The 13,421-nt window shown below is 66.0% G+C and carries 13 protein-coding genes; 3 read left to right on the top strand and 10 right to left on the bottom strand.

Annotated elements, in window-relative coordinates; all coding sequences use genetic code 11:
• Positions 1 to 10 precede the first annotated feature (10 nt).
• The 3 genes from zwf to pgl are packed head-to-tail and all read left to right on the top strand — an operon-like array spanning position 11 to position 3,316.
• Positions 11 to 1,570: a glucose-6-phosphate dehydrogenase gene (gene zwf / locus ACU18_RS07000; protein ID WP_050684815.1), complete on the top strand. Its 1,560-nt coding sequence runs from the start codon at positions 11 to 13 to the stop codon at positions 1,568 to 1,570.
• The gene (locus ACU18_RS06995; protein ID WP_050684814.1) at positions 1,567 to 2,508 is read left to right on the top strand and encodes a glucose-6-phosphate dehydrogenase assembly protein OpcA; all 942 of its coding nucleotides are present in this window, start codon (positions 1,567 to 1,569) and stop codon (positions 2,506 to 2,508) included. The genes zwf and ACU18_RS06995 overlap by 4 nt, the downstream gene beginning before the upstream one ends.
• Positions 2,498 to 3,316 (top strand): 6-phosphogluconolactonase, encoded by an 819-nt coding sequence (pgl, locus tag ACU18_RS06990; protein ID WP_050684813.1) that lies wholly within the window; start codon positions 2,498 to 2,500, stop codon positions 3,314 to 3,316. The genes ACU18_RS06995 and pgl overlap by 11 nt, the downstream gene beginning before the upstream one ends.
• Here the strand turns inward: pgl and ACU18_RS06985 are convergent.
• The 10 genes from ACU18_RS06985 to uvrC all read right to left on the bottom strand — a co-directional run bounded on the left by ACU18_RS06985 (position 3,269) and on the right by uvrC (position 13,403).
• Positions 3,269 to 3,664, bottom strand: a complete 396-nt coding sequence (locus tag ACU18_RS06985; protein ID WP_050684812.1) for an RNA polymerase-binding protein RbpA — start codon at positions 3,662 to 3,664, stop codon at positions 3,269 to 3,271. The two genes, pgl and ACU18_RS06985, sit on opposite strands and share 48 nt — an antisense overlap.
• Before the next feature lie 149 nt (positions 3,665 to 3,813).
• Positions 3,814 to 4,071, bottom strand: coding sequence for a preprotein translocase subunit SecG (secG, locus tag ACU18_RS06980; protein ID WP_050684811.1), 258 nt, complete (start codon positions 4,069 to 4,071; stop codon positions 3,814 to 3,816).
• 48 nt (positions 4,072 to 4,119) lie between these two features.
• Positions 4,120 to 4,935, bottom strand: coding sequence for a triose-phosphate isomerase (gene tpiA, locus ACU18_RS06975; protein ID WP_050684810.1), 816 nt, complete (start codon positions 4,933 to 4,935; stop codon positions 4,120 to 4,122).
• Positions 4,936 to 5,021: 86 nt separating this feature from the next.
• Entirely contained in the window at positions 5,022 to 6,248 is a 1,227-nt protein-coding gene (locus ACU18_RS06970; RefSeq protein WP_050684809.1) for a phosphoglycerate kinase, read from the bottom strand.
• Positions 6,249 to 6,258: 10 nt separating this feature from the next.
• On the bottom strand, positions 6,259 to 7,269 hold the full coding sequence (gene gap, locus ACU18_RS06965; protein ID WP_050684808.1) for a type I glyceraldehyde-3-phosphate dehydrogenase: 1,011 nt from the start codon (positions 7,267 to 7,269) through the stop codon (positions 6,259 to 6,261).
• Positions 7,270 to 7,533: 264 nt separating this feature from the next.
• On the bottom strand, positions 7,534 to 8,160 hold the full coding sequence (locus tag ACU18_RS06960) for a superoxide dismutase (RefSeq protein ID WP_050684831.1): 627 nt from the start codon (positions 8,158 to 8,160) through the stop codon (positions 7,534 to 7,536).
• Positions 8,161 to 8,340: 180 nt separating this feature from the next.
• On the bottom strand, positions 8,341 to 9,321 hold the full coding sequence (gene whiA, locus ACU18_RS06955) for a DNA-binding protein WhiA (RefSeq protein WP_050684807.1): 981 nt from the start codon (positions 9,319 to 9,321) through the stop codon (positions 8,341 to 8,343).
• A 9-nt stretch (positions 9,322 to 9,330) separates the two neighbouring features.
• On the bottom strand, positions 9,331 to 10,350 hold the full coding sequence (locus ACU18_RS06950) for a gluconeogenesis factor YvcK family protein (protein ID WP_050684806.1): 1,020 nt from the start codon (positions 10,348 to 10,350) through the stop codon (positions 9,331 to 9,333).
• Positions 10,350 to 11,273: an RNase adapter RapZ gene (gene rapZ / locus ACU18_RS06945; RefSeq protein WP_050684805.1), complete on the bottom strand. Its 924-nt coding sequence runs from the start codon at positions 11,271 to 11,273 to the stop codon at positions 10,350 to 10,352. The genes ACU18_RS06950 and rapZ overlap by 1 nt, the downstream gene beginning before the upstream one ends.
• A 72-nt stretch (positions 11,274 to 11,345) precedes the next feature.
• Positions 11,346 to 13,403 (bottom strand): excinuclease ABC subunit UvrC, encoded by a 2,058-nt coding sequence (gene uvrC, locus ACU18_RS06940; protein WP_050684804.1) that lies wholly within the window; start codon positions 13,401 to 13,403, stop codon positions 11,346 to 11,348.
• Between the last annotated feature and the right edge of the window lie 18 nt (positions 13,404 to 13,421).

Genomic DNA, 13,421 nt, shown 5'->3' with positions numbered 1-13,421 from the left:
AAAAGCAACCATGCCAGAAACTGAATTCGGCCGGAAAACCGCGGGCCGGGGGCGTAATCCGCTCCGGGACCCGCGGGACCGGCGTTTGAACCGGATTGCCGGGCCGTCCTCCCTGGTGCTCTTCGGAGTCACCGGCGACCTTGCCCGTAAAAAGCTCATGCCGGCTGTGTATGACCTTGCCAACCGGGGGCTGTTGCCGCCCAGCTTCGCGCTGGTGGGCTTCGCCCGGCGCGAGTGGGACAAGGAGGACTTCGCCGCGGAGGTGAAGGCCTCCGTGCAGGCGTACGCCCGTACGCCGTTCGACGAGGCCGTATGGAACCAGCTGTCCGAGGGCATCCGGTTTGTGCAGGGCGAGTTCGACGAGGACGACGCTTTCGAGCGCCTGGGTGAAACCATCGACGAACTCGATGAGCAGCGCGGAACACGCGGCAACCACGCCTTCTACCTGTCCATCCCGCCCAAGGCCTTCGAACAGGTCTGCCGGCAGCTCTCCAAGCACGGGCTGGCTCAGGCAGACGGCGACAAGTGGCGCCGCGTGGTCATCGAGAAGCCGTTCGGCCACGACCTGGAGTCGGCCCGCCAGCTGAACGACATCGTCGAGTCCGTCTTCCCGGCGGACGCTGTTTTCCGGATCGACCACTACCTGGGCAAGGAAACCGTCCAGAACATCCTGGCGCTCCGGTTCGCGAACCAGCTCTTCGAACCACTGTGGAACTCCAACCACGTTGACCACGTCCAGATCACCATGGCCGAGGACATCGGCACGGGCGGCCGGGCAGGGTATTACGACGGCGTGGGCGCGGCCCGCGACGTGATCCAGAACCACCTGCTGCAGCTGCTGGCCCTGACCGCGATGGAGGAGCCCATCTCCTTCAACGCCGATGACCTGCGCGCCGAGAAGGAAAAGGTCCTGGCCGCGGTCAAGCTGCCTGCCGACCTGTCGCAGCACTCAGCCCGCGGCCAGTTCGCCGGCGGCTGGCAGGGTGGTGAGCAGGTCCAGGGGTACCTGGAGGAGGAGGGCATTCCCGCCGATTCCACCACGGAAACCTTCGCGGCGATCCGGGTGGACATCCACACCCGCCGCTGGGCAGGTGTGCCGTTCTACCTGCGTGCAGGCAAACGCCTGGGCCGCCGCGTGACGGAAATCGCAGTGGTCTTCAAACGCGCGCCCAACCTGCTGTTCCGTGACCATGGCGAGGACGACTTCGGCCAGAACGCTGTCGTCATCCGGGTCCAGCCCGACGAGGGCGTCACCATCCGCTTCGGCTCGAAGGTCCCGGGCACGCAGACGGAAGTCCGCGACGTCACCATGGACTTCGGCTACGGACACTCGTTCACCGAATCCAGCCCGGAAGCGTACGAGCGGTTGATCCTGGACGTGCTCCTGGGTGAACCGCCGCTGTTCCCGCGGCATCAGGAAGTGGAACTGTCCTGGAAGATCCTTGACCCGTTCGAGGAATACTGGGCGGAACTGAACGAACAGCCCGAGCCGTACGCTCCCGGCAGCTGGGGCCCTGCCTCCGCCGACGAGCTGCTGGCCCGTGACGGACGAACCTGGAGAAGGCCATGATTGTAGACCTGCCGGACACCACCACCTCAAAGGTCTCCAAGAAGATCATGTCCCTGCGCGAGCAGGGCGGCGTGATTGCGCTGGGTCGGGTGCTCACCCTGGTGGTGGTCACCAAGTCCGGGCTGGAGGAGGAAGCCATCGAGGCGGCCAACGAGGCCAGCCGCGAACACCCGTGCCGCATCATTGTGCTTGCCGACGCCGGGTCGGACGCCAAGGACAGGCTCGACGCGCAGATCCGCGTGGGCGGCGACGCCGGAGCCTCGGAAGTAATTGTGCTCCGCGGCTACGGCGAACTGTCGCACGAAAGCGAATCCCTGGTCGCAGCACTGCTGCTCCCGGACGCGCCGATTGTGGCCTGGTGGCCGCACGGCGCCCCGGAAAACGCGTGCGAGACCTCCATCGGGAAAATCGCGCACCGCCGGATCACGGACTCTGCCAACGAACCGGACCCGCAGGCGGCCCTGGAGATTATCCGGGCCACCTATAAGGCCGGCGACACGGACCTGGCCTGGACCCGGCTCACCAACTGGCGGATCCAGCTCGCGGCAGTCCTGGACCAGGTGGATTCCTCGCCGGTTACGGCTGTTGCCGTCGAAGGAGCCTCCGACTCCCCCAGCACCCTCCTGCTGGCAGCCTGGCTCACGTTGACCCTGGACGCTCCGGTCACCATTGTGGCCGACCCCGCCGGCACCGGCATCCGCAGGGTCCGGCTCAGCCGGCAGAGCGGCGACGTGCAGCTCTTCCGTCCCGGCCTGTCCGTGGCGGAACTGACCCAGCCGGGCCAGCCGGCCCAACGGATCTCCCTCCCCCGCCGCAGCCTCCGCGACTGCCTGGCAGAGGAGCTTCGCCGGCTCGACCCCGACGAAGTGTTCGGCGAAGTGATTACTATTGGACTGCCACGTACCAATCTAAGGAGCGTCCGACCCAGTGAGCGTTGATCCACGAGTAAGCATTCATCCTGATTCGTCCGTCCTGATGGCAGCCATCGCCGCGCGTCTTATCACCAAGCTTGTTGACGTCCAGGACAAATACGGTGAAGCCACCGTGGTCCTGACCGGGGGCACTGTGGGCATCGGTACGCTGAAGGCTGTTGCTGACTCGCCGGCGGCCCCGGCCGTCGACTGGTCCAGGGTCAACTTCTGGTGGGGCGATGAGCGTTTTGTTGCCTCCGGTGATCCGGAGCGGAACGCCCAGCAGGCCTTCGACGCGCTGTTGTCCCACATCCCGGTGGACCCGGCCCGGGTCCACGCTCCGGGTTCCTCGGACGACTTCGGCAGCGTCGAGGAGGCCGCAGCGGACTACGCCCGCCAGCTGGCTGAAGCGGCGGCAGCCGAGCACGCTGCAGATATGTCCGATGACCGGCCGGAGCATCCTTCGGTGCTGCCGCGCCTGGACGTGGTCCTGCTGGGTGTTGGCCCCGACGCACACGTTGCCTCCCTGTTCCCTGAGCAGGGCGGCATCCGCGAGAAGGTCGGCACCGTTATTGCCGTGCACAACTCACCGAAGCCGCCGCCGTTGCGGGTTTCCCTGACCCTGCCGGCCATCAACACCGCATCCGAGGTGTGGATGGTGGTGGCCGGAGAGGACAAGGCAGGCGCCGTGGGCCTGGCCCTTGCGGGTGCCAATCCCATCCAGGTTCCGGCTGCCGGGCCGCGGGGCACCTCACGGACCCTGTGGCTCATCGATGAGAATGCGGCCTCACGGGTCCCGCAGCAGCTCGTCCGGAAGGACGCCGCGGGCGCGTAGCTTTTCCAACGCTCCGGCCAGGACGTCTTCGGCGTCCTGGCCGGAGCGTCGCTCTTTAACGTATTCGAGGTGGGTTTTGTAGCCGTCGTCGGCCGCGTCGGCCATGGCTGCCGCCTGGCCGTCCCTTGACGCCGTGGCTCCGCATCTGCGGCAATCCCAGACGGCCGGGATCTGGTCCTCCGGCAGGCGCAGGAAAACCGGCTGGGTTTCGTGGCCTGAGACGCACCAATACGATACCCGCATGCGGGGCAAGGGGCTGCCCGGCGAGTCCCCGGACTGGAGGCTGGAGCCGCTGCCTGCCGTGACACCGGCGCGGGTGCCCCGAAATCCTGAGCCTGGATGGACCATGGGAACTCCTGACTGGCAACGGGTGCCGGGTAGGCAGGCAGGGCTGCTTAACCAAAAAAACTGTGGCCGTCGGTAACCGACAGCCACAGTTTAGTTTGGATGGACCCGCGGCGGGAGTGCCGCCGCGTAATCCTTGCCTGAAGCTTTGCTCAGGAGTCGCCGGCTCCGCTGAACCGCATGATCAGGCCAAGGCCGATGATCACCACGCCCCAGGTCACGCCGAGGACCACGGTAAACCTGTTGAGGTTCCGTTCCGCTACGCCCGAGGAGCTCAGCCCTGAGCTCATGCCGCCGCCGAACATATCCGACATACCGCCACCGCGTCCCTTGTGAAGGAGGATGAGCAGCGTCAGCAGGAGGCTGGTGATGCCCAGGAGGATCTGCAGAATGACATGAAGAACGTCCACGACGGCCTTTCAGGAAGTTGGGATTGCGGGAGCGGGGGTGCTGACGGACTAGTCCGTCAGCAGGTGACTCTCGAACCTGACAATATTAGCAAACTCGGCGGGATCAAGGCTGGCGCCACCCACGAGCAGGCCGTCCACATCCGTTTCCTGCAGGATGGCTGCCGCGTTGTTGGCCTTTACGGAGCCGCCGTACAGCAGGCGGGTCTTGGCTGCCACGTCGGCGCCGAAGAGCTTTTCCAGTTCGGTCCGGATGGCAGCACAGAGTTCCTGTGCGTCGCCGGGGCCGGCGACCTCGCCGGTGCCGATGGCCCAAACGGGTTCGTAGGCGATGACGAGTTCGGCTGCCTGCTCGTTGGTGAGCCCGGCAACACCGGCGCGTACCTGGTCAAGCGTGTGTTCCACGTGGGTGCCGGCCTGGCGGATTTCCAGGCCCTCACCGGCGCACAGCACGGGGGTCACGCCGTGCTTGAACGCGGCCTTGACCTTGGCGTTGAGGACCTCATCCGTTTCGTTGTGGATGGTGCGGCGTTCGCTGTGGCCCACCAGGACATAAGAGCAGCCCAGCTTGGCAAGGAACGCGCCGGAGATGTCTCCGGTGTAGGCGCCGGAATCGAACTGGGACAGGTCCTGGCCGCCGTAGGCAACGTCGAGGTCGTCGCCCTGCACCAGGGTCTGCACGCCGCGGAGGTCGGTGAACGGCGGGAAGACGGCAACCTCGACGCGGTTGTAGTCGTGCTTGGCATCGGAGAGGGTCCAGGCGAGTTTCTGCAGGAGCGTGATGCCCTGGACGTGGTCCATGTTCATTTTCCAGTTGCCCGCAATGAAGGGCTTACGGTCAAAGGCGCCGTTTGTTGACGTAGTCACGTGTTCTCCAAAAGTCGTTAATAAGTGTTTGGCCGGCAGGCTGCGGGAGCAGCCTGCCGGCCGGCGGACTGTGCAGTCCGGTACTGCTAGCGGTCCAGGACGCTCAGTCCCGGCAGGTCCTTGCCCTCAAGGTATTCCAGGCTGGCGCCGCCACCGGTGGAGATGTGGCCAAACTGGTCGTCAGCGAATCCCAGCGTACGGACGGCCGCGGCGGAATCGCCGCCGCCAACCACGGTGAACGCTTCGGTCTCGGTCAGGGCCTTGGCCACGGCACGGGTGCCGGCGGCGAAGGCGTCGAACTCAAAGACGCCCATGGGCCCGTTCCAGAAGACCGTTTTGGCCCCGGCAATGCGGGCAGCAAAAGCGGCGGCGGAATCGGGTCCGATGTCCAGGCCGATGCCTTGGCTGCCGAAGCTGCTGGCCTCAATGGCGTCTGCTGCCACGGTTTCGTGTGCCGCATCGGCGGCGAACTTCTCCGCCACCACAACGTCTGTGGGCACCACGAACTCGGTGCCGGCGTCGGCTGCGCGCTTGAGGTAGTCCTGGACCACGGGGATCTGGTCCTTCTCGAGCAGGCTGCCGGCCACCTTATGCCCGGCTGCTGCCAGGAACGTGAACAGCATGCCGCCGCCCACCAGGATGGTGTCAGCCTTGCCCAGCAGGTTTTCGATCACGGCGAGTTTGTCCGAGACCTTCGAGCCGCCAAGAACCACCACGTAGGGGCGCTGGGTGTCGGCCGTCAGTTTGCGCAGCACCTCGACCTCGGTGTGGACCAGGTCGCCGAGGTACGACGGCAGGCGGGTGGCGACGTCGTACACGCTGGCGTGCCTGCGGTGCACAGCCCCGAAGGCGTCATCGACATACGCGCCGTTGCTGCCGGTCAGCGCGACAAGCTCATCAGCGAAGGCTCCGCGTTCGGCGTCGTCCTTGCTGGTTTCGCGGGCGTCGAACCGGACGTTCTCCAAAACCAGCGCTTCGCCGTCCTGGAGCGCCGCAGCTCCTTCCCGTGCGGAGTTGCCCACGGTGTCCGCGGCCAGCGTCACCGGGAAGTCCGCAAGTTCCGCCAGGCGGTCCACTGCGGGCTTGAGGGAGTACTTGTCCTCGGGTGCGCCTTTGGGGCGGCCAAGGTGGGCTGTAACCAGCACGCGGGCACCGGCGTCCGTGAGCTTTGCCAGCACCGGGAGGGACGCCTTGATGCGTCCGTCGTCAGTCACGGCAGAGCCGTCGAGCGGCACATTCAGGTCACTTCGAACCAGAATGTACCGCCCGCGGACACCTTCAGCGATGAGGTCGTTGAGGGTGTTTGATGTCATGTGTCTAACCCTAGCCCAGCTTGGATGCGACGAGCTCCGTGAGGTCAACGAGGCGGTTTGAGTAGCCCCATTCGTTGTCGTACCAGGAAACAACCTTGACCTGGTTGCCGATCACCTTGGTCAGGCCGGAGTCGAAGATGGACGACGCCGGGTCCCCCACGATGTCCGAGGACACGATGGGCTCGTCGGTGTAGGTCAGGAAACCCTGGAGTTCCTCGGACTCGGAAGCGCGCTTGAGGGCGGCGTTGACTTCCTCGACGGTGGTTTCGCGGCCGACGGTGACGGTGAGGTCAGTGGCGGAACCGGTGGGTACGGGAACGCGGATGGCGTAGCCGTCCAACTTGCCCTTGAGCTCCGGCAGGACCAGGCCGATGGCCTTGGCTGCACCGGTGGAGGTGGGGACCATGTTGATGGCGGCGGCGCGGGCGCGGCGCAGGTCGCTGTGGGGTCCGTCCTGCAGGTTCTGGTCCGCGGTGTAGGCGTGCACGGTGGTCATCAGGCCGCGTTCGATGCCGAACTCGTCGTTGATGACCTTGGCCAGCGGGCCGAGGCAGTTCGTGGTGCAGGAAGCGTTCGAGATGATGTGGTGCGTGGCGTTGTCGTACAGGCCGTGGTTCACACCCATCACAATGGTGATGTCTTCATCGGACGCCGGGGCGGAAATGAGGACCTTCTTGGCGCCGGCATCGATGTGCTTCTGCGCGGCCGCGGCCTTGGTGAAGAAGCCGGTGGACTCGATGACGATGTCCACGCCCAGCTCGCCCCAGGGCAGGTTGGCGGGATCGCGCTCAGCCAGGACCTTGATGACGTTGCCGTTGACGACGATGTTGCCGTCCTTGACTTCGATGGTTTCCTTCAGCCGGCCGCCGACGGAATCGTACTTGAGCAGGTGGGCCAGCGCTTCGGGGCTGGTGAGGTCGTTGACTGCAACGATCTCAAGGTCCGCGCCCTGGGCCAGTGCTGCGCGGAAGTAGTTGCGGCCAATACGGCCGAAGCCGTTGATACCAATACGGGTCGTCACGTTGTTTCAGTCTCCTTGGTGCTTTGTGAAGCACTACTAGTTGAGCGGGCGTTCAAGCCAACTAACAGATCCCGCACGCCATTGGGCAGAGATGATTTACAGATCGGAGGGCGACCAGCCTCATTGCTGAAGGCTAACCGCCTTCCGTGACCTATCTTACGTTTAATTGGGTCCGCCCCCGCAAGTGCAGGGGCGGACCGTCCACATCCCGGCCTTAAAGCACCGGATTGTGAGATTTGTTACACGAATGTGTAGCAGGGATCACTACGGGAGGGTGATCAGGCCCGTTGCATTCGTGCGTGCTGCTTCGAAGCGCTTGGCGACGTCGGCCCAGTTCACGATGTTCCAGAAGGCCTTCACGTAGTCGGCTTTGACGTTGACGTAGTCCAGGTAGAAGGCGTGCTCCCACATGTCCAGCATCAGCAGCGGGGTGGTGCCGAGCGCCACGTTGCCCTGCTGGTCGTAAAGCTGCTCGATGACCAGGTTGCCACCGATGGGCTCGTAGGCCAGGAAGCCCCAGCCGGATCCCTGCAGGCCAAGGGCTGCTGCGGAGAACTGGGCGCGGAAGGCGTCGAAGGAGCCGAAGGCGTCGTCGATGGCTGCTGCCAGCTCACCTTCGGGCTTGTCGCCGCCGTCCGGGGACAGGTTGTTCCAGAAGACGGAGTGGTTGACGTGGCCGCCGGTGTGGAAGGCCAGGTCCTTGGAGAGCCGGTTGATGTTGGCGAAGTCGCCCTTTTCGCGGGCTTCTGCCAGCTGCTTCAGGGCGTTGTTGGCGCCGGCCACGTAGGCAGCGTGGTGCTTGCTGTGGTGCAGCTCCATGATCCGCGCGGAAATGTGCGGTTCCAGTGCTGCGTAGTCGTAGCTGAGTTCCGGCAATACGTACTCGGTCACAAAATCCTCCAATATCGTGGACTCTCGGTCCGGTTTCTACTTCTTGGATTGTGCATCCGGGCGTCAGGCGCCCGGAAACTTGCGGCGGTGGCGTTCCAGTGACGAAAGCCCCTCCCCTTGGCCTAACCTGCAGCCGGGGCCGGATATTTCCGTCACGCCATTTCCGATTCTAGGGGGCGCTCACTCGTCCAGCATTTCGGGCGTCACATTGGCGTCCGTACCGGGAATGCCCAGGTCCTGGGCGCGTTTGTCCGCCATGGCCAGCAGGCGCCTGATCCGGCCCGCGATGGCGTCCTTGGTCATTGCCGGGTCAGCCAGTCGTCCCAGTTCGTCAAGGCTTGCCTGCTTGTGGGCCACCCTGAGTTCGCCGGCGTATTTGAGGTGGTCCGGGACATCGTCACCAAGGATTTCCAGGGCCCGGTCCACGCGGGCGCCGGCGGCCACGGCGGCCTGGGCGGAGCGGCGGAGGTTGGCGTCGTCAAAGTTGGCCAGCCGGTTGGCGGTGGCGCGGACTTCCTTGCGCATCCTGCGTTCTTCCCAGACCATCAGGGCGTCGTGGGCGCCCATCCGGGTCAGCAGCGCGGCGATAGTGTCGCCGTCACGGATCACCACCCGGTCAACGCCCCGCACTTCGCGGGCTTTGGCCTGGATGTCCAGCCGCCGTGCGGCGCCAACAAGGGCCAGCGCGGACTCGGGACCGGGGCAGGTGACTTCCAGTGAGGAGGACCGGCCGGGTTCGGTGAGGGAGCCGTGGGCCAGGAACGCGCCCCGCCACACAGCTTCCGCGTCGGCCGCGGAGCCGTTGACGACGGCGGACGGCAGCCCGCGCACGGGGCGGCCACGCCCATCGAGGAGCCCGGTCTGGCGGGCCAGCGCCTCGCCGTCGCGCACTACACGCACCACGTACCGGCTGGCACGGCGAAGGCCGCCTGCTGAAACAACGATGATTTCGCTTTGGTGGCCGTACACCTCAGCGATGGCGGCCCGGAGGCGTCGGGCGGTGGACGCCAGGTCCACTTCCGCTTCGATCACGATCCGGCCGGAAATGATGTGCAGGCCGCCGGCGAAGCGGAGCATCGCCGAGACCTCAGCCTTGCGGACTGATGACTTTTTGATGTCCAGACGGGACAGTTCTTCCTTGACTGATGCTGTCAGTGCCATGGCACCTTCCTAACTGTTCCCGAAAATGTCCTGGTACGCCGTCGCGAGACGCAGCGGATCATGGACGGGCCGGCGTCCCGACGCCCCTACTTTACCCAAGACCACCTCGGCACCGATCATCCCGGCTGCTTTCTCGAACTCCTTCCGGTCCGGGACGGACGCCGGATCGGCCAGGACAACGTCCACGCTGAAGTCCGGGGCGTAACGCCGCAGCACGTGCAGGTGGTCCGCCGCACTCATGCCGGAGGTCTCCTTGGTGTCTGTGGCGAGGTTCATGGTGAGGCAGCGTTTTGCCGGCGTGTCGCAGAGGGCCTGCCGCATTTCGGGGAGCAGCAGGTGCGGCAGCACGGACGTGTACCAGGACCCCGGGCCCAGGATGACCCAGTCCGCCAGCTCAATGGCCGTAAGGGCCTCCACGCAGGCCGGTGCGTCCACGGGCAGCAGCCGGACCTGTTCCAGGGAACCTGCCACGGCGCAGCGGGCCTGGCCGCGGACGGTGTTGAGGGCCGTCTCGCCGTTCGGCGCGGTCACCCGGACATCACCTTCTATGGTGAGCGGAACCGTGGACATGGGCAGCACCTGGCCGCGGGCGCCCAGCAGGGCGCCTGCCCAGGTGAGTCCGGCCACGGCATCGCCCAGCAGTTCCCAAAGAGTCACAATCAGCAGGTTGCCCATGGCGTGCTCGTCCAGGGAGCCGCCGGTGCCTTTGCCGGGCTGGAACCGGTGCTGCATCACGTCCCGCCAGGTCCGGCCCCAGTCGGTGTCGTCGCACAGCGCGGACAGGGCCATCCGCAGGTCTCCCGGCGGGAGGACACCGTACTCTTCACGCAGGCGCCCGGAAGACCCGCCGTCGTCCGCCACCGTGACGATCGCCGTCAGTTCCGAGGTGAGCAGGCGTAAGGCGGACAGGGAGGCTGACAGCCCGTGCCCGCCCCCCAGCGCCACCACGTTGGGCCCCTTGTCCTGCTGGGCTGCGGCCGAGCCGGCAGGGACGGGGACAAGCGGCAGTGCGCCCGTGAACAGTGCCATTACTCGCGGCCCAGGTCCCGGTGGGTGGTGGTCACCGTGACCCTGGGGTATTGAGCAAGTTTTTTGGAAAGCTCCACGGCGACAGCGACGGAGCGGTGCTTGCCGCCCGTGCAGCCCACGGCGATGGTGGCGTAGTGCTTGTTTTCGCGGCGGTAACCGTCCAGGACAGGCTCGAGGGCCATCACGTAGCGGTCCACGAAGTTCTTGACGCCTTCCGCTTCGAGGACGTAATCGCTGACGCCCTGGTCCAGGCCGGTCAGCGGACGCAGCTGCGGGACCCAGTGCGGGTTGGGGATGAACCGGACGTCGGCCACGTAGTTGGAGTCCACCGGCAGGCCGTACTTGAAGCCGAAACTCATCACATTCAGGCGCAGCGCCACCGGACCGGTCTCGCTGAAGAGTTCAGTGATGGCCGTGGCCAGGCCGTGCACGTTGTAACCGCTGGTATCCAGTACGACGTCGGAGCTGTCGCGCAGTTCCTGGAGCAGCTCCCGTTCGGCGGCAATACCATCAAGGATCCGGCCGCCGCCCTGCAACGGATGCGGCCGGCGGCCCTGTTCAAACCTGCGGACCAGGACGTTGTCGCTGGCATCGAGGAACAGGACGCGGAAGGCCACCCCGCTGGCGGCCAGTGCCCCCAGCGCGGCCCGGATATCCGCAAACAGGCCCTTGCTGCGGACGTCGATCACCACGGCCAGCCGCGGGATGGACTGCGGGGCGTGCGAGACCAGTTCGGCCAGGGTTCCAAGCATCTGCGGCGGAAGGTTTTCCACCACGTACCAGCCGTGGTCCTCAAGTGCGTCAGCTGCGGTGCTCCGGCCCGCGCCGGACATCCCCGTGACCACCAGCAGCTCCGCTTCAAGCGGCTTGACGGGCTGCAGCCCCTCGTCCCCCGCTCCGGATTCCGCTGTTGTGTCTGCCATGAGGTCCGCCCCGTTCCTGTAGTTATCACGTGGGGCGGCCGCCGCGGCGGAAACCCCCGGACTTTACCCTAGCTAAGTTTCGAGGATTTCGCCGGTGGTCATGTTGATGGCGGGCAGGTCCGGAGCCTCAGTGCCGCCGGCCGCAAAGTGGGCCATGATGGCACCGGCCAGGGCCGGGCCAACCCCGTTCGCTCCGGTCAGTTCAGCGGCCGTCGCGGCCTTGATGGCCTTGACGGACCCGAAGTGGGCCAGCAGGGCCTTGCGTTTGGCGGCACCAAGGCCCGGAACGGCGTCCAGGGCGGACACCGTCATCGCCTTTCCCCGCTTTTGCCGGTGGAAGGTGATGGCGAACCGGTGCGCCTCGTCGCGGATCCGCTGCAGGAGGTACAGGCCCTGCGAGGTCCGGGGCAGGATCACCGGGAAGTCACTGTCCGGCAGCCACACCTCTTCAAGCCGCTTGGCCAGGCCCACCACGTACACGTCGTCGACGCCGAGGTCAGCGAGGGCGCGCGCGGCGGCGTTGACCTGGGGCTTGCCACCATCCACCACCACCAGGTTGGGCGGGTAGGCGAATTTGCTCCGCGGGGCGGGGGTGGTGGAGTCGTCCACTGTGGTGGTGGTTTCCGGGGCGTGTTCCGTGCCGGCCGCTTCCGTGCCGGCCGCTTCCTCGCCGGCAGCCGGTGCCGGGACGGCCGCCGGGGCCAGGGCCGCCTCGGTGACCTGGGCTGTTTTGTCCTGGAGGTAGTAGCGGAAGCGGCGCGTCAGGACGTCGTGCATGGCGGCCGTATCGTCGGAGGCCGCGGGGCCGGTGATGGCGAACTTGCGGTAGTCCGACTTTTTGGGCAGGCCGTCCTCCACCACCACCATGGAGGCCACCACGTTGGTGCCCTGGACGTGCGAGACGTCGTAGCATTCGATCCGCAGCAGGGCCACGGGCAGGTCCAGGGCTTCCTGGAGTTCCTGCAGGGCCTGCGACCGGACGGTGAGGTCACCGGCCCGGCGGGTTTTGTGCAGCCGCAGGGCATGTTCGGCGTTTTCCCGCACGGTGGACATCAGGGCTGCCTTGTCCCCGCGCTGCGGCACCCGGATGTCCACCTTGGCGCCGCGGATCCCGGCCAGCCATTCAGCCAGGTCACCGGCATTGCTGGGTTCCACGGGGACCAGGACTTCGCGGGGCAGCCGGCCATGGGTGTCGCCATCCTCGCCGTAGACCTGCTGCAGCAGGTGCTCCACGAGGTCGGGGGTGCTGAAGTCCTCCACCTTTTCCACCACCCAGCCGCGCTGGCCGCGGATGCGTCCGCCGCGGACGTGGAAGACCTGCACGGCGGCTTCCAGTTCGTCCTCGTGCAGGGCGAAGATATCGGCGTCCGTCTCCTCCGCCAGTACCACGGCGTTGCGCTCAAAGACCTTCCGGAGGGCGGTGATGTCGTCGCGGAGCCGTGCTGCGTGTTCGTAGTCCAGCTCCGCCACTGCGGCCTGCATCTGCTTTTCCAGCTTGGCCGTGAACCGTTTCGCTTCGCCGCCCATAAACGCGCAGAAGTCCTCGGCCAGCGCGCGGTGGTCCTGCGGTGAAATCCTGCCCACGCACGGCGCCGAGCACTTGTCGATGTAGCCCAGCAGGCAGGGCCGGCCACTGGCTTCGGCGCGCTTGAAGACGCCTGCGCTGCAGCTCCTGACGGGGAAGACCCGCAGCAAAGTGTCCATGGTTTCCCGGATGGCACCGGCGGTGTAGGGACCGAAATACCGGGTCCCTTTGCGTTTGTCGCCGCGCAGCACCTGGACGCGGGGATACTTCTCGCTGAGGGTGACAGCCAGGTACGGGTAGGTTTTGTCGTCCCGGAACACCACGTTGAAGCGGGGCTTGAATTCCTTGATCCAGGTGAACTCGAGCTGCAGCGATTCGAGCTCGCTGCCCACCACCGTCCATTCGACGCTGCTGGCGGCATGGACCATGGCGTAGGTCTTGGCCGGCAGGCCCGCCGGGTTGGCAAAGTACGAGTTCAAGCGTGAGCGGAGGTTCTTGGCTTTGCCAACGTAGATGACCCTGCCGTGCGGATCGCGGAACCGGTAGACACCGGGGTTTATGGGGATTTCTCCCGTCCGGGGCCTGTAACTTGCTGGATTTGCCACCTGTCCAGTCTACTGAGG

Origin of the sequence: Arthrobacter sp. ZBG10 (assembly GCF_001238605.1) — a bacterium.
GTDB lineage: Bacteria > Actinomycetota > Actinomycetes > Actinomycetales > Micrococcaceae > Arthrobacter.
This window is presented reverse-complemented; position numbering and strand designations above follow the sequence as displayed.